The sequence below is a fragment of the Camelimonas sp. ID_303_24 genome (assembly GCF_053543495.1).
In genome coordinates this window covers 171,493-192,992 of sequence record NZ_JBLLJM010000003.1, presented here as the reverse complement: position 1 = coordinate 192,992, position 21,500 = coordinate 171,493, and the positions used below count along the sequence as shown (strand labels likewise).

General features: G+C 67.5%; 18 protein-coding genes and 2 tRNA genes. 9 read left to right on the top strand and 11 right to left on the bottom strand.

The genetic code is table 11. The features are described from left to right. Positions 1 to 166 precede the first annotated feature (166 nt). Positions 167 to 475, bottom strand: a complete 309-nt coding sequence (locus ACERNI_RS03900) for a hypothetical protein (RefSeq protein ID WP_448831954.1) — start codon at positions 473 to 475, stop codon at positions 167 to 169. Between the two features lie 197 nt (positions 476 to 672). Here ACERNI_RS03900 and ACERNI_RS03895 point away from each other — a divergent pair, with 197 nt between their 5' ends. Together ACERNI_RS03895 and ACERNI_RS03890 are read left to right on the top strand one after the other, a co-directional pair. Beyond that, complete coding sequence (locus tag ACERNI_RS03895; RefSeq protein ID WP_448831953.1) at positions 673 to 1,173, top strand: peptide deformylase; 501 nt, start codon at positions 673 to 675, stop codon at positions 1,171 to 1,173. A gap of 460 nt (positions 1,174 to 1,633) precedes the next feature. Continuing rightward, the gene (locus ACERNI_RS03890) at positions 1,634 to 2,896 is read left to right on the top strand and encodes a Glu/Leu/Phe/Val family dehydrogenase (protein WP_448832155.1); all 1,263 of its coding nucleotides are present in this window, start codon (positions 1,634 to 1,636) and stop codon (positions 2,894 to 2,896) included. Between the two features lie 292 nt (positions 2,897 to 3,188). On the opposite strand, the gene ACERNI_RS03885 is transcribed toward ACERNI_RS03890, so the two are convergent. After that, positions 3,189 to 3,572, bottom strand: a complete 384-nt coding sequence (locus ACERNI_RS03885) for a YbaN family protein (RefSeq protein WP_448832154.1) — start codon at positions 3,570 to 3,572, stop codon at positions 3,189 to 3,191. A 220-nt stretch (positions 3,573 to 3,792) separates the two neighbouring features. Beyond that, complete coding sequence (locus ACERNI_RS03880; RefSeq protein ID WP_448831952.1) at positions 3,793 to 5,289, bottom strand: MFS transporter; 1,497 nt, start codon at positions 5,287 to 5,289, stop codon at positions 3,793 to 3,795. Positions 5,290 to 5,620: 331 nt separating this feature from the next. On the opposite strand from ACERNI_RS03880, the gene ACERNI_RS03875 reads away from it, so the two are divergent. Both ACERNI_RS03875 and alkB read left to right on the top strand, forming a co-directional pair. Further along, positions 5,621 to 6,181: a TetR/AcrR family transcriptional regulator gene (locus tag ACERNI_RS03875; protein WP_448831951.1), complete on the top strand. Its 561-nt coding sequence runs from the start codon at positions 5,621 to 5,623 to the stop codon at positions 6,179 to 6,181. A 95-nt stretch (positions 6,182 to 6,276) separates the two neighbouring features. Continuing rightward, on the top strand, positions 6,277 to 6,906 hold the full coding sequence (alkB, locus tag ACERNI_RS03870) for a DNA oxidative demethylase AlkB (RefSeq protein ID WP_448832153.1): 630 nt from the start codon (positions 6,277 to 6,279) through the stop codon (positions 6,904 to 6,906). A 148-nt stretch (positions 6,907 to 7,054) separates the two neighbouring features. On the opposite strand, the gene ACERNI_RS03865 is transcribed toward alkB, so the two are convergent. The 3 genes from ACERNI_RS03865 to ACERNI_RS03855 all read right to left on the bottom strand — a co-directional run bounded on the left by ACERNI_RS03865 (position 7,055) and on the right by ACERNI_RS03855 (position 12,099). Then, the gene (locus tag ACERNI_RS03865) at positions 7,055 to 8,944 is read right to left on the bottom strand and encodes a PAS domain-containing protein (protein ID WP_448831950.1); all 1,890 of its coding nucleotides are present in this window, start codon (positions 8,942 to 8,944) and stop codon (positions 7,055 to 7,057) included. A 152-nt stretch (positions 8,945 to 9,096) separates the two neighbouring features. Further along, the gene (gene cueR, locus ACERNI_RS03860; RefSeq protein WP_448831949.1) at positions 9,097 to 9,507 is read right to left on the bottom strand and encodes a Cu(I)-responsive transcriptional regulator; all 411 of its coding nucleotides are present in this window, start codon (positions 9,505 to 9,507) and stop codon (positions 9,097 to 9,099) included. 117 nt (positions 9,508 to 9,624) lie between these two features. Next, on the bottom strand, positions 9,625 to 12,099 hold the full coding sequence (locus tag ACERNI_RS03855) for a heavy metal translocating P-type ATPase (RefSeq protein WP_448831948.1): 2,475 nt from the start codon (positions 12,097 to 12,099) through the stop codon (positions 9,625 to 9,627). A gap of 359 nt (positions 12,100 to 12,458) precedes the next feature. On the opposite strand from ACERNI_RS03855, the gene ACERNI_RS03850 reads away from it, so the two are divergent. After that, positions 12,459 to 13,433 carry a TerC family protein gene (locus ACERNI_RS03850; RefSeq protein ID WP_448831947.1) on the top strand — a complete coding sequence of 325 codons (975 nt, stop codon included), beginning with the start codon at positions 12,459 to 12,461 and terminating at the stop codon, positions 13,431 to 13,433. Between the two features lie 5 nt (positions 13,434 to 13,438). Here the strand turns inward: ACERNI_RS03850 and ACERNI_RS03845 are convergent, their stop codons facing one another. Further along, the gene (locus ACERNI_RS03845; RefSeq protein ID WP_448831946.1) at positions 13,439 to 14,332 is read right to left on the bottom strand and encodes a LysR substrate-binding domain-containing protein; all 894 of its coding nucleotides are present in this window, start codon (positions 14,330 to 14,332) and stop codon (positions 13,439 to 13,441) included. A 119-nt stretch (positions 14,333 to 14,451) separates the two neighbouring features. Between ACERNI_RS03845 and ACERNI_RS03840 the strand changes: the two genes are divergently transcribed. Beyond that, positions 14,452 to 15,519 (top strand): YeiH family protein, encoded by a 1,068-nt coding sequence (locus ACERNI_RS03840; protein ID WP_448831945.1) that lies wholly within the window; start codon positions 14,452 to 14,454, stop codon positions 15,517 to 15,519. 61 nt (positions 15,520 to 15,580) lie between these two features. On the opposite strand, the gene ACERNI_RS03835 is transcribed toward ACERNI_RS03840, so the two are convergent. Beyond that, positions 15,581 to 15,655, bottom strand: a tRNA-Gly gene (locus ACERNI_RS03835). Positions 15,656 to 15,842: 187 nt separating this feature from the next. Further along, positions 15,843 to 15,917, bottom strand: a tRNA-Gly gene (locus tag ACERNI_RS03830). A gap of 435 nt (positions 15,918 to 16,352) precedes the next feature. Between ACERNI_RS03830 and trxA the strand changes: the two genes are divergently transcribed. The 3 genes from trxA to ACERNI_RS03815 all read left to right on the top strand — a co-directional run bounded on the left by trxA (position 16,353) and on the right by ACERNI_RS03815 (position 18,296). Next, positions 16,353 to 17,252 carry a thioredoxin gene (gene trxA, locus ACERNI_RS03825; protein ID WP_448832152.1) on the top strand — a complete coding sequence of 300 codons (900 nt, stop codon included), beginning with the start codon at positions 16,353 to 16,355 and terminating at the stop codon, positions 17,250 to 17,252. 46 nt (positions 17,253 to 17,298) lie between these two features. After that, positions 17,299 to 17,967, top strand: coding sequence for an LON peptidase substrate-binding domain-containing protein (locus ACERNI_RS03820; protein ID WP_448831944.1), 669 nt, complete (start codon positions 17,299 to 17,301; stop codon positions 17,965 to 17,967). 98 nt (positions 17,968 to 18,065) lie between these two features. Further along, positions 18,066 to 18,296 carry a Trm112 family protein gene (locus ACERNI_RS03815; RefSeq protein ID WP_448831943.1) on the top strand — a complete coding sequence of 77 codons (231 nt, stop codon included), beginning with the start codon at positions 18,066 to 18,068 and terminating at the stop codon, positions 18,294 to 18,296. 23 nt (positions 18,297 to 18,319) lie between these two features. Here ACERNI_RS03815 and ACERNI_RS03810 read toward each other — a convergent pair whose 3' ends face one another. Beyond that, positions 18,320 to 18,865, bottom strand: coding sequence for a hypothetical protein (locus ACERNI_RS03810; RefSeq protein WP_448831942.1), 546 nt, complete (start codon positions 18,863 to 18,865; stop codon positions 18,320 to 18,322). Positions 18,866 to 18,905: 40 nt separating this feature from the next. Beyond that, entirely contained in the window at positions 18,906 to 21,257 is a 2,352-nt protein-coding gene (locus ACERNI_RS03805; protein WP_448831941.1) for an NADP-dependent malic enzyme, read from the bottom strand. Positions 21,258 to 21,500 lie beyond the last annotated feature (243 nt).

Here is a 21,500-nt window from a genome sequence, read left to right as displayed (position 1 = left end):
GAGGCGTCCGGCGCGCGATATCGGTATTGATGGGTGCGGCGCGCCGTCTGACGGCCCGCGAATTGCTCTGCTGGACAGCGTCCTGAACAGGCGCAAACAGCGTAGCGCCCCGATATGTCGCCAAAGTCACAGCCCAGAAGGCGGGGCGCTGCGTTGGGCCAGCGGGTCAACCCCGCCGTTTGATCCCGTCTTGCCGGTTCGCCAGGCGACTGGCGATCCACGCCGCCACCCCTGCCCAGGCGCGGTCGCGCAGCGTTGGCGCTGGTCTGGAGCCGGATGCGATGGATATTCGCGCATGCGTCGCGGCGCATGCGCTGCGCGTTCGCGCGCCTCGCGTCGGCATACCCGATTGCGCCTCATGAAACAGGGCGCGTGCGCGGCGCGTCGTGGCGCCGGAACCGATCGTGTCTTCCGTTTGGGAGGCTTTCAGCAGAACTGCGCCCATCCCCAATTGGAAGAGGCCGTCGTATGACATGGCGTCCTCCCCAACCAGCAGATGCAAGCCGCATAGTGCGGATGGGGGTCCATTAACGGCCCTGGCGCCAAAACTCAAGCCGGAGTTGCTGCGGAATTACGTCGCTGGGCGGCCGGAAACCTCCACGCTGCTTGCGCGGCCGGCGCTGGCGGCGCACAAACGCGGCGCAAATATCACTTCCGACCCCGGCAATTGTCATGACCGTCCGCTCTCCCGTCCGTTGGCCCGACCCCCGCCTCGCGGAGCAATCCCTGCCCGTGCAGGCATTCAATGCGGAGCTGCGCGCGCTGGCGGATGAACTGCTGGCGATGATGCGGGCGGCGCCTGGCGTTGGCGCGACGGCGGCGCACATGGGCGTTCCCGTTCGGCTGTTCGTCATTGAGCTGCCGGGCGATGCCGGCCCGTGCTTTTACGTCAACGCCGAAATCATCCAGGCGTCGGCGCAGATGCAAAGCCACGCGGAAGGCAGCATTTCGATGCCGGGCGCCCATGCGGAGGTGGCGCGACCCGCTGAGGTGCGGGTGCGCTGGCAGGACCTTGACGGCGCCGCGCATGAAGCGGCGGCGGACGGCTTTCGCGCCGCCTGCCTGCAGCACGAGATCGACCAGATGAATGGCATTTTCTGGCTGCAGCGCCTGTCGAAACTGAAACGGGACCGGGTGATTGCCCGCTGGCGGAAACAGATGCGGCCAGAATGAAATATAAAATATAATAAAACGCGCTGCTGGCGCCGGTTGGCGCGGTTCCTGCCTGGGTAGAAAGCTGTTTGTCCAGAAGAACCTTCGCCGGCGCCGGCCTGCGGAACGTCGCCTGAATAGCTGGGGCAACGCCTGCGTTTGCGGCCCCGTTCGCCGTCATCGTGGGCGATTTGGGCGTTATGTGCGCAAAATATCCCGAAATCGCTGGAAAATTGTTCAGGTCGCCTTTATGCATCTGCGAGTCGATGGCCTGTGGGCGCCTGGCGCCAGCCATCCTCACCCCCGCGGCGCCAGTTAAAGACCGGCGCCAGCCGCGTCGGTGGACAGCTCCCAGGATGGGGTTCAGGCGATCAGGCGATGTTTGCGCAGGCAGGCGTCGATCCGGTCATGGCCGCTCCGGCCCCCTCCATGCCGATCTTCCGCCGCCCGGCCAGCGCCCGGCAGAGGTTTCAGGAAGAACATCATGGAAAAGTCCCAGCTTGAGCAGGCCCTTACCCGTCTTGATGACGCGGCCCGGTATCTTGATCTCGACGCGGACGTCCTTGAAAAGCTGAAATACCCGCGCGAAACCACCAAGATGCGCCTGATGGTGCGCATGGATGATGGCTCGCGCAAATCGTTCATGGCCTGGCGCTGCCGCTATGACGACACCCGCGGCCCCACCAAGGGCGGCATCCGCTTCCACCCGCAGGCCAGCATGGACGAGGTGGAAACGCTGGCGTTCTGGATGACCTTCAAATGCGCCGTCATGAATCTGCCCTACGGCGGCGGCAAGGGCGCGGTGCAGGTCGATCCGCACGTGCTGTCGAAGGCGGAGCTGGAGCGCCTGTCGCGCGCCTACATGCAGGCGTTTGCCAACATCGTTGGCCCTGACCGCGACATTCCGGCGCCGGACGTCTACACCAACGCCATGATCATGGGCTGGATGGCGGATGAATACGCCTCGATCATCGGCCGCAATGCGCCGGCCGTCATCACCGGCAAGCCGATCTCCCTCGGCGGTTCGCTCGGCCGCGACGACGCCACGGCGCGCGGCGGCTTCTACCTGGTGCGCCACCTGGAGAAGGAACTGGGCGTCGCCCCCGGCTCCTCGGTCGCCATCCAGGGCTTCGGCAACGCTGGCACCCACATGGCCCGCCTGATGGCCGATGTGGGCTACAAGGTTGTCGCCGTTTCCGACTCGCGCGCCACGCTGTACTGCGCCGATGGCCTCGATGTGGAAGCGGTGCTGACGGCCAAGGCCGCCAACAGGCTGACCTCGCTTGCCGGCTCCAACGGCATTGAGGCGCTGCCGCCGGACTACATCGTCAGCGTGCCCTGCGACATCCTCGTGCCGGCCGCCATGGAAGACCTCATCAACGAGAGCAACGCCGATGAGGTGAAGGCTCGCGTCGTGGTGGAGCTGGCCAACGGCCCGATCACCCCGGAGGCCGACGCCATCCTGTTCAAAAAGAACATCGTCGTTCTGCCGGACATCCTGGCCAATGCCGGCGGCGTCACCGTCTCCTATTACGAATGGGTGCAGAACCGCCAGGGTTTCTACTGGACCGTTGGCGAGATCCACCAGCGCCTGAAGAACAATATGGAAGTCGAAGGCCGGGCGATCTGGGACCTGGCGAAGGACAAGAACATCAGCGTGCGCAGCGCCGCTTATGTGCATGCCCTTGGCCGCCTCGCCGAAGCCATCGAGGCGCACGGCACCCAGCAGTACTTCGCATCCTGACGGACGCCGGTTCCCGGAAGGGGACCAGATAGCCAAGGGGACCAGATAGCCAGGGGCGGCGTCAGCGCCGCTCCACCCGGCCGGGGACTTTCCGGTCCTGACGTTCGGGCCTCTTCCGGTCAAGATGGATCGGGAGAGGCTCCAGCATCTTTCATTGTTGAGCGAACGCCAGTCGGTCAGACGCTTTCGTCTGATCGGATGGCGCGCCAGTCCGGCGCGGCCGTGGGCAGAGTTCCGTCGAACCCGACGGGCATTCCGCCCATGGCAGCGCCGTTTTTCGTTGCGCCGCTTTTTATGGATGGGTTTTGGGGAGCGGCGGGGCCGACGGCCTGGACAGCACGTAGCTGGCGCTGGCCAGCATCAGCGCGGCGACGGCGAGCGCCAGCGGCCAGCCGGGCCGGGTCATCAGCCAGAAAAAGCCGTAGCCCACCGCCATGCCGCCGCAGGCCAGCCGTTTGGCCCTGGGGGGGATGGCGCCATGGCGCCGCCAGTCGCGCAGGGGCGGGCCAAAGTGGCGGTGGTTGAGCAGCCAGGCTTCCAGACGTGGTGAAGACCGGGCGAAACAGGCGGCCGCCAGAATGAGAAACGGCGTCGTTGGCAGCACCGGCAGCACGGCGCCCACCAGGCCGATGGCGACAAAGCCGCCGCCAAGGATCGCCCACAACAGACGCTTCAGGCTCCAGCGTTCCAGTCCGGATCTCCGCTGTCAGGATGGCCGCATTGCATTGCATGGCCTGGCGGCGCGCGGCGCTCGCGTCCCGTCTGACGCAAGGCGGCGTGCGCCCTGTTGCGCAAGGCTCTAGCGTTTTCCCGCCGCCCGCGCAAACTGGCGGCATCCGTAAAAAAGGCGGGAGCCGTCCTGGCTCCCGCCTTGCATCATTCAGAGGCGGGCCGGATTAGCCGGCGCGCGCCCTGGCCGGGGCCGGGATGTGGCGCATCGCCAGCCAGATCAGCGCGGCGGTGACCAGCACCAGCGCCGCCGCCATGCCGAGCACGGCGTAGAACGAATGGTCGAAGGCCAGCCGGGCCTGGGCCAGCAGCGTGGCGGCCATGTCCGGCGACATTTGCCCGGCGGCGCGCAAGGCGCCGTCAATGCTGTCGCGGGCGGCCGCCGGCGCGCCGGCGACGGAGCCCATGGCGCTGGAATACAGGCCGGACAGGGCGCCGCCGATGGCGGCAACGCCGATGGCGCCGCCCAGTTCGTAGGAGACTTCCTCAACGGAGGCCGCCATGCCGCTGTGATCGGCCGGCGCGTTGCCCATGATCGCCGCCGATGCCGCGGTCATGGCGGCGCCAAGGCCGCCGCTCGCCGCCGCCAGCAGCAGGGCGTGGGCCATATGGCCGTGGGCCGGGGCGATGGTGAACAGCGCCAGCGCCGCGCCGGCGACGGCCATGCCGGTCCACATCACCCGCGGCGCGCCCACGCGGCCAACCAGCATGCCGGCGAGGGGGCCGGCGACGAGCGCGCCAAGCGGCAGCGGCAGGATCATCAGCCCCGCCTCAAGCGGCGAAAGGCCGAGAACCAGCTGCAGGCGCTGGCTGTAGACCAGCTCGACGCCGATCATGGCGACCGAGGTCAGCAACGCCACCAGCATGCCCATGGCGATGGCCGGCTTGCGGAACATCCGGAAGTCGATCATGGGCGCCGCCATGGCCTGCTGGCGCCGCACGAACAGGGTGAGCGCCGCGCCGCTGATGGCGAAGGCGCCAAGCACGATCGCCAGCGGCCGCTCGCCGGCGCCAATTTCCTTGATGGCGACAGCGAGGGCGATCACGCCGGTCATGGCCAGGGCCGAGCCGACCAGATCAATCCGGCGCGCCGGGTTGGGGCGCGACGGCGCGATCAGCCAGGCGCCGGCGACCAGCGCCGCGATGACGATCGGCGCGTTGATGAGGAACACCGAGCCCCACCAGAACCACGACAGCAGCACGCCGCCGACCACCGGGCCAAGGGCGGCGCCGCCCGAGGCGATTGCCGCCCAGACGCCGATGGCCATGGCGCGCTCGCGCTCGTCGGTGAAGGCGATGCGAATGATCGACAGGGTGGTGGGCATCATGACGGCGGCGCCGACGGCCAGAGCCGCGCGGGCGGCGATCAGCGAGCCGGCGTCCGGCGCGAAGGCGGCGAGGATGGAGGCGACGCCGAAAATGGCGAGACCGGCCAGCAGCATCGGCTTGTGGCCATACCGGTCGCTCAGGGCGCCGGCGGTGGGCAGCAGGCCGGCGACGACAAGCGCATAAGCGTTGACGATCCAGAGCTTTTGCGACGCCGTGGCGTTCAGGTCATGGGTAAGGGTAGGAAGGGCCGTATAGAGTACTGTCATGTCGATCACGACAAGCAGCAGCGCGCTGGATGCGATCGCAAGAACGATCCAGCGATTGGGGGAAGACATGGGTCACCATTGTGTCCGGGGCTTCTCTCACGGCCTCCGGAGGTTGCGAAACGTATGGCTACATTATAAATCCATACGTATGGATTGAAAAGGGGGCGATTTCATTCCCGTCAGCCGCAGGCCAGAGGTTGGTGAAATATCCTTTTCAGGCAAATATTTACAGCTCTGCGGCCGGAGCTGGCTCCGCTCCTGCCAGCGCGCCGGAGCGATCTGGTCTGAGCGGCCCCGTCTCCACGCCAGGGGGAAGGCCGGAGCGCGCCAGAGGCCGCCCGGCAGGGTCCATCCGGGTCCAGAGGCTGCATATTCAGGTCAGGAGAGGTGCGCGCGCGCCATGGGACGCAGGCAGACAATTGACAGGAACGCGGTTCTGGACGCCGCGGAAGCTGTGATACGCGAGAAAGGTATCAACAGTTTGACAATCGAAGCCGTTGCCCGCGCTGGCGGAATCAGCAAGGGCGGCGTCCAGTACTGCTTTGGTTCGCGCGACGCCATGATCCGCGCCATGATCGACCGCTGGGAGGCGGAATTCGACGGTGAGGTCGCCGCCATGCCGGAGAACGACGGCACCGTCGCCGGCCAGGTGCGGGCGCACGTGGCGGCGACGGCGCAGTCGGGGCTCGCCTCGGCCGACCGCGCCGCGGTGATGCTCGCCGCCTTGTCGATGAGCGCCGGCCAGCGCGCCGAGGCCCGCACCTGGTACACCGGGCGTTTGCGCGAGATCGCCGCCTCTGGCGCCGACGCCGGCGCGCTGCGTCTCGCCTTCCTGGCGACGGAAGGCGTGTTCCTGCTGCGCAGTTTTGGCCTTGTCGACATGGACGACGCCGAATGGGACGCCATATTCAGGGACATAGCCGCCACGGCGGCGCATGGCGACGCAGACACAAAGGCCTGAGCGCCGGGCCGTCACGGCGCGCCATGGGCGATGGAGGCGACAACATGGACCTGTTCGATTTCGCCTGCGCCGCTTCCGGTCCGGCGCGGGAAGATATGGCCCGAGAACACATGGCGCCAGAACACATGGCTACTGGCGCCGTGCTGTTGCGCGGGCGCGCCCTCGCCGATGAGCGCGACCTGCTGGCCGGCATCGCCGCCGTCGCCGCGCAGGCGCCGTTCCGTCACATGCGCACGCCGGGCGGGTTCGAGATGTCCGTGGCCATGACCAGTTGCGGCGAGGCTGGCTGGGTCACCGACCGGCGCGGCTACCGCTACGCGCGGCGGGATCCGGACAGCGGCGCGCCATGGCCGCCCATGCCCGATGCGTTCGCCGCCCTTGCCCGGGCCAGCGCCGCCGAAGCCGGGTTCCCGGATTTCACGCCCGATGCCTGCCTCATCAACCGTTATGCGCCAGGCGCGCGCATGTCGCTGCACCAGGACAAGGATGAGCGGGATTTTGCCCGGCCGATCGTCTCGGTGTCGCTGGGGCTGCCCTGCGTGTTCCAGTTCGGCGGCGCCGCGCGCAGCGACCCGGTGAAGAAGTATGAATTGCGCCACGGCGACGTGGTGGTCTGGGGCGGGCCATCGCGGCTGTATTATCACGGCGTGCTGCGGCTCAAGGACGGCGAACACCCGCTGACCGGCGGGCTGCGCTACAATCTGACCTTTCGCGGCGCGCTCTGAGACGCCCACGAGAGCTGGCCGCTGATCGCCTTGTCTGGTGATCCGTCTTCTCTGGCGCATGTCGCAGGCTGTTCGCGCGCTGCCGTTCACGACAGGCGCGGCGCCTTCGCAGCGCAGCCGGAACTGGCGCGGGTTCAGGGCCCGCCCTTCAGCCAGCCTTGCCCGGGGGCGGCTTGTCCAGGGGTTCCTTGTCCGGGGTTGCCTGGCCCGGGCCCTCCTGGCCCGAGGTTTCCAGGCCGAACGCGCTGGTGGGCAGCTCCAGAACGACTTTCAATCCCTCTGGTTCAACGGAACGCTTCACGGCGCCGTGCAGGTTGCTCTCAACGATCATGCTGAGAAGGCGGGAACCGAAGCCGTTGCGGGCGATTGCGACAGGCGCATCATGGGGCGCGCCGGTTTCTTCCCAGATAATCCGCAGGGTGTCGCCGGACCGTTCGGACGTCACCGTGACCATGCCGGCGGCTGTGCTGAAGGCACCGTATTTTGCCGCGTTGGTCGCCAGTTCGTGAAAAATCAGCGCCAGCCAGGTAATCGCCCTGGTGGGAACCGCGGCGTCGTCGCCGCTGACTGCGATGCGTTTTCGCGCGGCGTCATAGGGCTCCAGCAGCTCCCTGACCAGCCGCAGCAACGAGCTGGCGCTGGCGCCGGAGATGATGGCGCCATCACGCACAAGCCCGTGGGCGTGGTGCAGGGCGGTCAGCCGGCCGCGCAGCTGCTCGGTGAAGGACTGAAGGGTATGGTCTTCGCGGGCGGTGATGCTGATCAGTCCCTGAACCAGCGCGAACAGGTTGCGGATCCGGTGCTCCAGCTCATGGGAAACCGTTTCCCGCTCTGCTTCCAGCAGGCGCGTCTCATGAATGTCGGTCAGCGTGCCAATCCAGCTGGCGATGGCGCCCGCCGGATCGCGGATTGGAAGCACCGCGGCCTGGACCCAGCGGTACTCGCCGGACTGGTGCCGGTGGCGGGCAACGCAATGGCATGGCTCGCCATTGGCCAAAGCGTTGCGCCATGTCGCCAGGAGGTTGGCCTGGTCATCCGGATGGACGCAGGTCAGCCAGTCGGCCGTGGCCGCCCCCGTCTCGGAGTGGCCGCTGAATTCATACCAGCGACGGTTCAGATAGGTCGTGCGTCCGTCCGTGTTGCAACTGAAGACGATGTGCGGCAGCGCCTCCGTGTAGGTGCGGAAGCGCAGTTCGCTTTCGGCGAGCGCGACGGCGGTTTCCACCTGGCTGGTGACGTCGATGACCACGCCGCCAAGCGGGCCCGCCTCGCCGCCGGGAAGCTGCGTGGCGCGGCCTGACGCCACGACCCAGCGCACGCCGTCAACGCCGTGGACGCGATGCTGGCACATGTAGACGCCGGTGGTCCGCGCCTGCTCCAGCGCAGCCTGCACCTGCGGCAGGTCGTCCGGGTAAACCCCGGCGAGAAACATTTCTGACGCGGCGCCGCCGCGCGCGATGTCCGGCGCCACCCCAAGCAGCCTGGCCACCCGGTCGTCCGCCTGCGTCGTGCCGGCGGCGAAATCGATGGTCCAGGCGCCGACAATGCCGCTGGCGTCCAGCGCATGGTCGAGCTTGTCGCGGGCCCGCAGCAGGTCCTGATAGCTCTCCACCCGCCCGGTTGTTTCGTCGCCAATGACCAGCGCGCCAAGAATGGCGCCGTTGTCATCGACCACGGGAGTGTAATCGAGGTCAAACCATCCGGTTTCCCAGACCCCGTTGCGGAACAGACGGAACGGCAGATCGCGAAACCCGGCGGATTTTCCCTCAAATACCTTGTCCAGCAAGGGCAGGTAAAAGTCGCCGGAGCCGTCGAACACATCGACGATTGGCTGGCCCAGCAGGTGATCGTAAGCCGGGCCGATCAACGCCCGCACCGCGTCATTGTAGACAAAGGCGCCCGCGCGCCCGATCAGCAGCGCCATTGGCGTCGTTGACCGCACCACCGTTCGCCAGATGCTGCGCATGTCCGCCGGCCACGCCTCGGGCGGACCTGCCGGCGACCGGGACCAGTCGAGCAGCCGGATACGCTCGGGCATGGATTGGTGCGGTTCTGTTGCGTTTTCCATCGCGTCTCTGATTCAGGAAAATGCAGGTCAGGGCTTCGCCGCATCTTCTGTGCGATTTTCCATGCTGTTTGTCGATCAATCAACTGCACAAGCGTCGCGCCGTCCAGCGCCCGGCGCGCAGGTCAGATTCGCGCCTGACGCGCGTTCACCCGGCCGGCGAGATCATCAAGGATCGGACATTCCGGCCGGTTGTCGCCATGGCAGTTGCGCACCAGATGGCGCAGCGCGTCGCGCAACTCCGCCAGTTCGGTGAGCTTGCGCTCAACCTCCGCCAGTTTGGTTTTGGCGATGGCCCGGACATCGGCGCTTTCCCGGCTGTGATCGCCGTACAGGGACAGCAACTGCCGGCATTCCTCTACGGAAAATCCGAGGCTGCGCGAACGCTGGAGAAAACGCAGGCGGTGGACGTCGCTGGCGGAATAGTCGCGATAGCCATTGTCGGCCCGGTCCGGCGTCAGCAGGCCAATGTCCTCGTAGTAGCGGATGGTCTTGGCGGGAAGGCCGGACTGCTGCGATGCGGCGCCAATGTTCATGGTGGCCTCCTGCAATCATGCGGCCCGGCGGCGAAACGCGCCGGAGCCGCTGTTGATATAAGATTCCCGGAACTGGAAGATCAAGCCAGGCGACGCGGACGCCGTCCGGCCCAGGGGTCATGGCCTGAACTTGCGCAGGCGCAGGGCGTTGCCCAGCACGAACACGCTGGAGAGCGCCATGGCGCCAGCGCCCAGCATCGGCGACAGCAGCAGGCCGGTGGCCGGGTACAGGGCGCCCGCCGCCACCGGGATCAGCGCCGCGTTGTAGCCAAAGGCCCAGAACAGGTTCTGGCGGATATTGCGCATGGTCGCCCGCGACAGGGCGATGGCGCTGGTGACGCCATTGAGGTCGCCGGACATCAGCGCCACGTCAGCGCTTTCGATGGCCACGTCCGAGCCCGTGCCGATGGCGACGCCGACGTCGGCCTCGGCCAGGGCCGGCGCGTCATTGATGCCGTCGCCGACGAAGGCGATTGCGCCGTATGCGTCGCGCAGGCGATTGAGCGCCGCCACCTTGCCGTCCGGCAGCACCTCCGCCACCACATCGTCGATGCCCAGTTGCGCGGCAATGGCTTCCGCCGTGCGCCGGTTGTCGCCGGTGATCATCGCCACCTTCAGCCCGAGGGCGTGCATCGCCTGGATGGCGCGCGGGGTGGTGGGCCGCACCGGGTCGGCGACGGCGATGATGGCGGCCAGCCGGCCGTCGATGGCGGCGTAGAGCGGCGTCTTGGCTTCGGCGCCGAGGCGCGCCGCGTCGGCCTCCAGCGTCATGACGTCGACGCCCAGTTGCGCCATGTAGCGCGCGGCGCCGATGGCGACGTCGCGGCCGCCGACGCGCGCCTTCACGCCCATGCCCACGTCGGTGGAGAAATCGCTGGCCGCGGCCAGCGTCAGGTCCTGTTCGCGCGCCGCCGCCACGATTGCCGACGCAACCGGATGTTCGGACTGGGTTTCCACCGCCGCGACCAGCGCCAGAACGTCATCGCGCGCAAAGCCTGGCGTCGTGACCAGATCGGTCAGGGCCGGCTTGCCGACGGTCAGCGTGCCGGTCTTGTCGAGGGCGATCACCCTGGCGTCGCCCAGCGATTGCAGCGCCTCGCCATTGCGAAACAGCACGCCGAGTTCGGCGGCGCGGCCCGTGCCGACCATGATCGAGGTGGGGATGGCGAGGCCCATGGCGCAGGGGCAGGCAATGATCAGCACCGCCACCGCATTGACCAGAGCGAAGCTCAGCGCTGGCTGCGGGCCAAAAACCAGCCAGACGCCGAAGGTGAGGGCGGCGATGGCCATCACCGCCGGCACGAACCACATGGTGATGCGGTCGACCAGGCCCTGGATCGGCAGCTTGGCGCCCTGCGCCGTCTCCACCATACGGATGATCTGCGCCAGCACCGTGTCGGCGCCAACCCGCTCGGCCCGGAAGGTGAAGGCGCCGGCCTGGTTGATGGTGCCGCCAATCACCTCGGCGCCTTCCGCCTTGGCCACCGGAACCGGCTCGCCCGAGATCATCGACTCGTCGACGTGGGAAGCGCCGGAGAGCACCACGCCGTCCACCGGAATGCGGTCGCCGGGCCGCACCTGCAGCACGTCGCCGGTCGCCACCGCTTCCAGCGGGGTCTCAACAAAGACGCCGTCGCGCTGCACGTGGGCGACCTGCGGCTGCAGGTTCATCAGATGGCGGATGGCGTCGCTGGTGCGCCCCTTGGCCCGCGCTTCCAGAAAGCGCCCGAGCAGGATCAGCGTGACGATGACCGCCGCCGCCTCGAAATACACGTGGGCCGAGCCTTCCGGCAGCGCCTGGGGCAGGAAGGTCGCGACCGTCGAATAGCCCCAGGCCGCCATCGCGCCGAGCGCCACCAGCGAATTCATGTCCGGCGCCAGGCGCAGCAGGGCCGGGACGCCCTTGCTGAAGAAGCGCAGACCCGGCCCGAACAACACCAGCGTCGTCAGCGCGAAACTGGCGACATGCAGGTTTTGCTGGCCGAAATTCCCCGCCAGCCAGTGGTGCAGGGCGGGAATAACGTGCCCGCCCATCTCGATCATGAACACCGGAATGGTGAGCGCGGCGGCGATGATGAGATCGCGGCGCAGGCTTGCCATTTCGCTGGCGCGCGCCGCCTCCCGGGTCTCCTGACCCGCCATGGCGGATGCGGCCGCCTCGCGCGGTTCATAGCCTGCCTGGCGCACCGCCGCCGCCAGCGCCGCTCTGTCGATGGCGCCTCCGGCGGTCTGCACCGTGGCGCGCCCCGTCGCAAGGTTCACGGCGGCGGAGGTCACGCCAGGCACGGCGCCCAGCGCCTTCTCGACGCGGCCGACGCAGGAGGCGCAACTCATGCCGTCAATATCAATCTCGATGATGTCGCCTGACACGTCATAGCCGGCGCCCCGGATGGCGGCGATCGCCACGGCCGGGTCGGTCCCCGGCGCCAGCGTGACGTCGGCGCTTTCCGTGGCCAGATTGACCGACGCCGCCGTCAAGCCAGGGGCTGCGTTCAGCGCGTTCTCCACCCGGCGCACGCAGGAGGCGCAGTTCATGCCGGTTACGGCAAAGTGTCGCCTCGCCGGAGCCAGATCGCTGTGTGTGACGCTCATCAATCGGCCCTCCATTTAGCCGCCCTGCATGAAGCAGAACCCGCGCCGGTTGCGTTCAGCAAGATTGCGCGCTGGATCTTGATGTAATGGTTCCAGCTGCAGGAAGGTCAAGGGGCGTGGCGCCGGCGCAGTTTCCGCATGCGCAGGCTGCGTGCGGCGCAAAATGTTTGTGCAGGGCCATTGAGCAGCGCCAGCGTCTGCGCATATACAGATGACGCGGACCGGGCCCCTCTGGCGGATGCTGAACAGCAACGTGATGTCGGACCGCATCGGAGCCATCCGGTGCACTGACGGGCCTGTTTTCTCCCCAGATGCGTTTGCGGTCGCTCCGGTGGTTCCCGATTTTGAGGAGCAGCGCCGTGGATTTTCTGTTTGCCGTCTGGCTTGGCACGCCTGTCTGGTTCTGGGTGGCGTTCGTCACTCTGGTTGTGGCCCTGACCGTTTTCGATCTGGGCGTCCTCCACAGGGAGGACCGCGAAATCGGCATTGCCGAAAGTCTGAAGCTGTCAGCCTTCTATATTGGCGTGGCGCTTCTCTTCGGCGTCTGGGTGTGGATTGCGCTCGGCCCGCGCCAGGGCATGGAATACTACACCGGCTTCTTTATCGAAAAGGCGCTGTCGATCGACAACGTCTTCGTCATCAGCCTGATCTTCACCTATTTCGCCATTCCGGCGCGCTACCAGTATCGGGCGCTGCTGTGGGGCATTCTGGCGGTGATTGTGCTGCGCGGCCTGATGATCGCCGGCGGCGCCGCCCTGGTCGCCGAAGCTCACTGGGTGCTGTATCTGTTCGCCGCCTTCCTGCTCTACACTGGCGTGAAGATGTTCTTGTCCGGCGACGAGCCGATGGATCTGTCGGACAGCGCCGCGATCCGCTTCATCACCCGGCACATGCGCGTGACGAAGGAACTGCACGGCGACCGCTTTTTCGTGCATGTCCCCGACAGGAAGGGGCGGGTGGTGCTGACGGCGACGCCGCTGTTTCTGGCGCTGGTCATCATCAACCTGGCCGATCTGGTGTTCGCGGTGGACAGCGTGCCGGCGATTTTCACCATCACGACCGACACCTTCGTCATCTACACCTCGAACATCATGGCGATCCTGGGTCTGCGCGCCCTGTACTTTGCGCTGGCCGCCATGGTGCACCGCTTCCACTATCTGAAATATGCCCTCGCGGGAGTGCTGATCTTCATCGGCGCGAAGATCTTTATCTCCGACTTCTTGCTGGGCGTGGACAAGTTTCCGCCGGCGGTCAGCCTCGGCGTCACCTTTGCGTTGATCGCCTCCGGCGTCATCTTCTCGATGTGGAAAACGCGCAGGGACAACCTCTCGTGATGGCGTCAGCCTGATGGCGCTCCCCCCTGGCGCGCTCCGGTGAACATGTCCACAAGCGCATCGGCGGCGCGGCTGCGATAACGCTCCTTGTGGCGCAGGCCGTAAAACAGCCGCGCTCCGAAATCGGCCGGCGCCGCGTGCAGCGCGCCGGCCGCCAGCGACGGGCCGACGACGAGCGATGACAGCGCCGTCACGCCGGCGCCCGCCTCCACCGCCGTGCGCACGCTCTCGTTGGAGGGCAGCACCAGAGCGATGTCCAGCGCCGCCGGATCGACGCCCAGGCCGCGCAGGGCGTCTTCGAGCGCCGCCCGCGTGCCGGAGCCGCGCTCGCGCATCACCCAGCGCGCCTTGCCCAGCCACGCGGCGTCGGGCGGCGCGGCGAACGGCGTCGCCGCCACCAGTTGCAGCCGGTCGGCGCCGATGGGGAACACCGCCAGCGCCGGATCATCCACCGGCCCTTCCACCACGCCGAAATCCGCCTCGCCCTCATGCACCCGGCCCGCCGCCTGGTCCGAGTTGCCAATGTCGAGGTTGATGGCGATGCGCGGGTAGGCGGCGCGGTAGCGGGCGAGGATCGCCGGCAGCCAGTAGGCGGCGGTTGTCTGGCTGGCGACCAGCCGCAGACTGCCCCGCGTCAGCGCGCGCAATTCGTCGAGCGCCTGCTCCGCCGCCGCCGCCCGCGCCAGCACGGCCCGCGCCTCCCGCAAAAAAATGCGCCCCGCGTCGGTCAGCTCCACGCCGCGCCCCACCCGGTTGAACAGCCGCACGTCGTGGCGTTCCTCCAGCGCCGCGATCGCCGCCGACGCCGCCGATTGCGACACGTGCAGGGCCCGCGCGGCGGCGGTGACATGTTCGCGCTCGGCGACGGCGACGAAAATTCGCAATTGTTCAAGGGTCATTGTTCGGGGTCATGCGGCCGGATGAATCGAATGATCTGAAAAACAGATTATAACGACAAAAACGATGCGTTGGAATGATTGGTTCGCGATGTCCAGGATGCGTCGTGAAAGGACATCCCATGACCGCCATCGCCAGCCGTCTGTTTTGTGGTTTCGCCAGATTGCGGACGCTGGCGCCCGGCGTCGCCCTGTGCGTCGCTGTTGGCTCCGCCGCCTTGGCGCTGGAGGCCGGCGAACGGACGCTGTTCGGCAAGGCATGGCTGGAGCCGATGGTGCTGGCGATTCTCATGGGGGCCGCCGTGCGCAGCGTCTGGAATCCAGGGCCGGACTGGGAGCCGGGCGTGGCCTGGAGCGCCCGTTTCCTGCTCGAACTGGGCGTGGCGCTGCTCGGCGTGTCGGTGAGCGCCGCGACGCTGCTGGCGACCGGGCCAGGCATGATTGCCGGCGTCGCCGCCGTGGTGGCGCTGGCCATTGTGCTGAGCTTCGGCATTTGTCGCCTGCTGCGCCTGCCGGTGCGCATGGCGCTGCTCATCGCCTGCGGCAATTCGATTTGCGGCAATTCGGCCATCGCCGCCGTGGCCCCGGTCATCGACGCGGACAGCAACGACGTGGCCGCTTCCATTGCCTTCACGGCGGTGCTCGGCGTGCTGGTGGTGCTGGGGCTGCCGCTGCTGGGGTTGTGGCTGGGCATGGGCGCCGTGGGTTATGGCGCGCTCACCGGCCTGACCGTCTACGCCGTGCCGCAGGTGCTGGCCGCCGCCGCGCCGTTTGGAACCACGGCGATGCATATGGGGGCGCTGGTGAAGCTGGTGCGCGTGCTGATGCTCGGCCCGATCTGCCTGGTGCTGTCGCTGTTTGCCCCGCGGCTGGCGCCGCGCCCGGCCGCGGGGGGCCGCAGCGCGCCGCGCCGTCAACCCGGCGTCATGCACGCGCTGCCCTGGTTCATCGCCGCCTTCATGGTTCTCGCCGCACTGCGCTCGGCTGGCCTGGTTCCTCAGGCGCTGGTCGCGCCGGCCAGCGAGGCGGCCAGCATCCTGACGCTGCTGTCGATGGCGGCGCTGGGGCTTGGCGTCGACGTGCGCATGGTTGCCCGCTCGGGCTGGCGGGTTGTCGCAGCGGCGGTGCTGTCGATCCTCGCTCTGACGGCGATCAGCCTGGCGCTGCTGCTGTTGCTGGGCATGGTCTGAGCGGAAATATGATCTGAACGCAAAAAAGCCGCCTCGCGGCGGCTTGTCTGCTGGCCATTTCTGGAGCGGGCGAAGGGATTCGAACCCTCGACCCCAACCTTGGCAAGGTTGTGCTCTACCCCTGAGCTACACCCGCTTCCATCCGCAGCGTTGCCGCCGCCGATGAGCGCTATCTGCCCCAGATTTTTTCCCCGCGCAATATGTCTGGCGCATTTTTTCCACGCTGGCGCACATGATGCCGGACCTGGCGCCGCCGCCGTGGCAAAGGTCGTGGTCCAAACGCAAAAAAACCGCCTCGCGGCGGTTTGTCTGCTGGCCATTTTTGGAGCGGGCGAAGGGATTCGAACCCTCGACCCCAACCTTGGCAAGGTTGTGCTCTACCCCTGAGCTACACCCGCTTCCATCAGCAACGTCGCCGCCGCCGATGGGCGCTATGTGCCCTGGAACGTGGATGGACGCAAGGGGAGATGTGGCGCGTCGTGTGAAAAAGCTGTGACGCTGCGCCAGGGATGTGGACAACCAGAGGCGGGCCTGCTGCGGGAAAACGGGCTTCCCAGTCGCAATTCCGGGGCAGGCGCGTTTCTGGGGCGGGCGGCCGTGTGGGGCGGCTTTCGGGCGTGGCGGCGCCGCGCCGCGCCAGGCCTGCCCCCCGGTTCCGCCGGGCTGTCCGCAATTGTCTGCCCCGAATTGTGTCGCCGGAATTGTTTTCTGGCCGGCGAAGCCCCATTTTGACGGGCAGAAAATGACGCCTGCGCCGTGGTGAACCGACAGACCGCGCCGCTGCGTTCAGGACGCCGTTGCCAGGGACCCCGCCGCCGATGACCGAGTTGCCGATGACCGACCAGACTGCTTCAGCTTCCGCCGCGACCTCCGTCAAGGACGTAACCACGGCGAGTTTCGCTGACGACGTGATCCGCGCCTCCATGAATGCGCCGGTTCTGGTGGACTTCTGGGCGCCGTGGTGCGGCCCGTGCAAGCAACTCGCGCCGGCGCTGGAGAAGGTGGTGGCGTCGTCTGGCGGCAAGGTGTCGCTGGTCAAGATGAATATCGACGATCACCCGGAAGTCGCCGGCCAGATGGGCATCCAGTCGATTCCGGCGGTGATCGCCTTCAAGCGCGGCCAGCCGGTGGACGGCTTTATGGGCGCGGTGCCGGAGGGGCAGATCCGCACCTTTATCGAGCGCCTTGTCGGGCCGTTGGGGCCGACGGCGATCGACGCCCTGCTTGAGGAAGCGGCGGCGCTTGACGCGGCCGGCGACGCCCAGGGCGCCGCCGAGCTGTACGCCGCCGTGCTGCAGCAGGAGCCGGACAACGCCGACGCCATCGCTGCCCTGGTCAAACTGCACGTCACGCTGGATGATCTGGAAGGCGCCCGCAGCTTCCTGGCTCTGGCCCCGGCCGACAAGCACAACCATCCGGCCATCGTCTCGGCCCGCTCGGCGCTGGAGCTGGCGGAGCAGGCCGGCGATCTTGGTCCGGCGGCGGAGCTGGAGGCGCGGCTCGCCGCCAATCCGGACGATCACGAGGCGCGCTTCGATGTGGCGCTGGCCCACAACGCGAGGGGCGACCGCAAGGCCGCTCTTGAGGAGTTGCTGACCATTTTCCGCAAGGACAGGGGCTGGAACGACGAGGCCGCCCGCAAGCAGCTTGTGCAGTTTTTCGAGGCGTGGGGTCCGAAGGACCCCGCGACGCTGACAGGCCGGCGCCGCCTGTCGTCGCTGATGTTTGCCTGAGCCACAGCAAAGGCCCAGGCAACAGTTCAGGAAGAGGCATGACGCCGTGGTAATGAACGCTGTCTATCGTGGTCCGCAGGACTGCCCGCTGACGATTCCACTGTTTCCACTGTCGGAGGCGTTGCTGCTGCCGCGCGGCGAGATGCCCCTGAATATTTTCGAACCACGCTACCTGGCCATGGTCGACGACGCCCTGGCTGGCCGGCGGGTCATCGGCATCATCCAGCCGCTGAAGGAGGAGGACCGGTCGCCCGCGCCGGATCTTTACGCTACCGGATGCATCGGCCGCGTTACCCATTTCGCCGAAACCGGCGACGGCCGCTACCTCATCACCCTCACCGGCGTGGCGCGCTTCCGCCTGACGGAGGAGCTGGCGGTGACCACGCCTTACCGCCAGGCGCGGGTCGACTATCACCCGTTCTGCGATGATTTCTGCGCCCGCGCCGGCGAGGACGAGGTCAACCGCGACGCCGTCATTGCGGCGCTGGAGGCTTTCGTGAAGGCGCGCGGCCTGCGCATCGACTGGCGCGGCGTGCGCAGCGCCTCCAATGAGGCGCTGGTCAACGCCCTGTCGATGATGAGCCCCTACGGCATGCGCGAAAAACAGGCGCTGCTGGAGGCGCCGGACCTGAAAACCCGCGCCGAGATGCTGGTGGCCATCACCGAGATCGAACTGGCGCGCGGCGGCGCCGGCTCGGACCCGTCGCTGCAATAAGGCGCTTTCCGGCCAGACGGAATCGTCTGGCCGATCAGAAACCGCTCCCAGGCGGCGCTGGCAGACAGCGCCCCGACAGATCAACTGGAAACCATCCCATGACCGGCCAGACCGACGCCAAAAAACAGGACGCCAACCAGGGCAGCCCGACGCCGGGCGTCACCCGGCTCGACCCGCGCCTGCTCGAATTGCTCGTGTGCCCGCTGACCAAGGCGACGCTGGAATATGACGCGGAGCGTCAGGAACTGATCAGCCGCCAGGCGCGTCTGGCCTATCCGATCCGCGACGGCATTCCGATCATGCTGCCCGACGAAGCCCGCCAGCTGTAATCGCCGCAAACCTGGGGCGCGCGTCAGGCCCGGCGGATCTCCACGTCCCAGGCCTGCGCCCCGTTGACGTGGCGCTCATGTACGATCACCTCGTCGCCGTCATGCAGGCGGCCGAGGTTTTCCTCCCTGTCCGGCAGGACAATCGTGGTGCTGTCGCCGGTCACCACCAGCACCTGGCGGCGGCTGGCCGTCGCCGCCGCGGCCCATGTGCGGATCTGGCTGAACCATGGTTCGCGCCGCCAGACGCCGGCGGCGCCCGGGTCGGTCTGCACCACCAGGCGCGCGCCGCCGTGCTCCGTGTACAGCACCAGCTTGCTGCGGTCCGGTCGCCATTCCTCCCCCAGAAATCCCTCGCCCAGCCACAGGCAGGAGAATGTCCGGCACTCGTCTGGCCGCGCGTCATAGGCGTCGCAGCCCTTGCCGGGCTTGCAGTGCTGGCACCAGCGCCCGCGCGGCTTGTCGAGGGCGACGATGCCCATCACCTTGCAGCACAGGGTGCAGGGCCCGCACGTCCGCGCGGGGGCCTGCGTCTGCGCTTGCGCAGGTGATTGCAATCCCGACAGGTTCATGACGCGCCCTCCGGTTGATCGTGGTGGTGAGACACTGCCTTCAGGATGCGCCGTCCGCCAGCTTTTTGCGGGCGTGTTCCTTCTCGGCGTGCTCCTTCCCGGCGTGTTCCTTCCCTGCGTGTTCCTGGGCCTCGACCACGGCGATGGCCGTGATGTTGACGATGCCGCGCGCCGTCACCGAGGGAGTGACGATATGCGCCGGCTGCGCCGGGCCGATCAGGATGGGGCCGACCGGCAGGGCGTCCGCCACCGCCCGCGTCATCTGGAAGGCGATATTGGCGGCGTCCAGATTGGGCATGATCAGCACGTTGGCCGCGCCCTTGATGCGGGCGTTGGGGTAGACCTTGTCGCGCACCATTTCGGAAAGCGCCGTGTCGGCGGCCATTTCGCCGTCGATCACCAGGTCCGGCGCCCGCTCGCGCACCAGTTCCAGCGCGGCGCGCATCTTGCGGGCCGAGGGGGAATCGGACGAGCCGAAATCCGAATGCGACAGCATCGCCATCTGCGGCTCCATGCCAAAGCGGGCCACATGGCTGGCGCAGGCGATGGCCATGTCGGCAAGTTCTTCCGCGTTCGGGTCCTGGCGCACATGGGTGTCGGCGATGAAGAATGGCCCCTTGCTGGTGATGACCAGGGACAGGGCCGACATTTCCTTGATGCCGGGCGCGAGGCCGATGATGTCGCCAATGTGCCGCAGCCGCGACTGGAAGCGCCCCTCCAGGCCGCAGATCATGGCGTCGGCGTCGCCGCGCCGCACGGCGATCGCCGCGATCACCGTATTGTTGGTGCGCACCAGGGTGCGGGCGGCGTCCGGCGTGATGCCTTTGCGGCCGGCGACCTCGAGATAGGCGGCGACATAGTCCCGGTAGCGCGGATCATCCTCCGGATTGGTGAGGTCGAAATCGACGCCCTGGCGGATGGTCAGGCCAAAGCGCTTGATGCGGGATTCAACCACCGCCGGGCGACCGACCAGGATGGGGTGGGCCACCCCGTCCTCCACGATCGCCTGAACGGCGCGCAGCACCCGCTCGTCCTCGCCTTCCGCATAGATGACGCGCATGGGGTTTTCCCTGGCGCGGCTGATCAGCGGCTTCATGACGAAGCCGGAGCGGAAGACGAAACGCGTCAGGCTGTCGGCATAGGCGTTGATGTCGGCCAGCGGCCGGGTGGCGACGCCGGTGTCCATCGCGGCTTTGGCCACGGCCGGGGCGATGCGCAGGATCAGGCGCGGATCGAAGGGATTGGGAATCAGCGAATGCGGGCCAAATGGCTGGGCGCCGCCGCCCGCCGTCGCCACCATGTCGGAGGGCGCCTCACGCGCCAGGGCGGCGATGGCGTGGGCCGCCGCCAGCTTCATCTCCTCATTGATGGTGGTGGCCGCCACGTCGAGCGCGCCGCGGAAGATGAAGGGGAAGCACAGGACGTTGTTGACCTGGTTGGGGAAATCCGAGCGCCCGGTGCAGATCATCGCGTCGGGCCGGGCCTTCTCCGCCTCATCCGGCATGATCTCGGGATAGGGATTGGCCAGCGCCATGATCAGCGGGCGCGGCGCCATGGCCGCCAGCATCTCCGGCTTCAGCACGCCGCCGGCGGAGACGCCGAGGAAAATGTCGGCGCCAGGGATCACCTCGGCCAGGGTGCGCTTGTCGGTGTTCTGGGCGAACACCGCCTTCCAGCGGTCCATCAGCGCGGGGCGGCCTTCATAGACCACGCCCTCCAGGTCCGTGACCCAGATATTCTCCCGCTTCGCGCCGAGCGACACCAGCAGGTTGAGGCAGGCGAGGGCCGCCGCGCCGGCGCCCGAGGCGACGATCTTGACGCTGGCGATGTCCTTGCCGGCGAGAGCCAGGCCATTGGTCACCGCCGCCGCCACGATGATGGCGGTGCCGTGCTGGTCGTCGTGGAACACCGGGATCGACATGCGCTCGCGCAGCCGCTCCTCGATCTCGAAGCATTCCGGCGCCTTGATGTCCTCAAGGTTGATGCCGCCGAAGGTTGGCTCCAGCGCCGCCACCACATTGATGAGGCGCTCCGGGTCCTTCTCCGCCACCTCGATGTCAAACACGTCGATGCCTGCGAACTTCTTGAACAGGACGGCCTTGCCCTCCATCACCGGCTTGGCGGCCAGCGGGCCGATGTCGCCAAGGCCGAGCACGGCGGTGCCGTTGGAAAGCACCGCCACCAGGTTCTGGCGGATGGTGAGACGGGCGGCTTCCGCAGGGTCAGCGGCGATGGCCTCGCAGGCGGCGGCGACGCCTGGCGAATAGGCCAGGGCAAGGTCGCGCTGGTTGCCGAGCGGCTTGGTCGCCTTGATCTCCAGCTTTCCGGGCTTTGGATGGCTGTGATAGACAAGGGCTCCGGATCGCAGATCGCTCGACAGTTTCGCGGCCACAGTATGTCCTCCGCATGCGCCGCCCAGGGGGCGCGCCAGATGTCCGATGGTGGGCGGCCATATGGCATGATTCCGGTTTCTGTATGGTGAAGCCCGGCGGCCTGTTTTTGCATTGTCCTCTGGACGCGCTTTTTGAGCCGGGCCCCTTGAGCCGCGTCCCTTGAGCCGTGGCGGCTGGTGACAGTGGGGAAAGGCGCCGTCCATCGCGCCTGACCAGGACATTTGTCCGCCAGCGCCGGGACA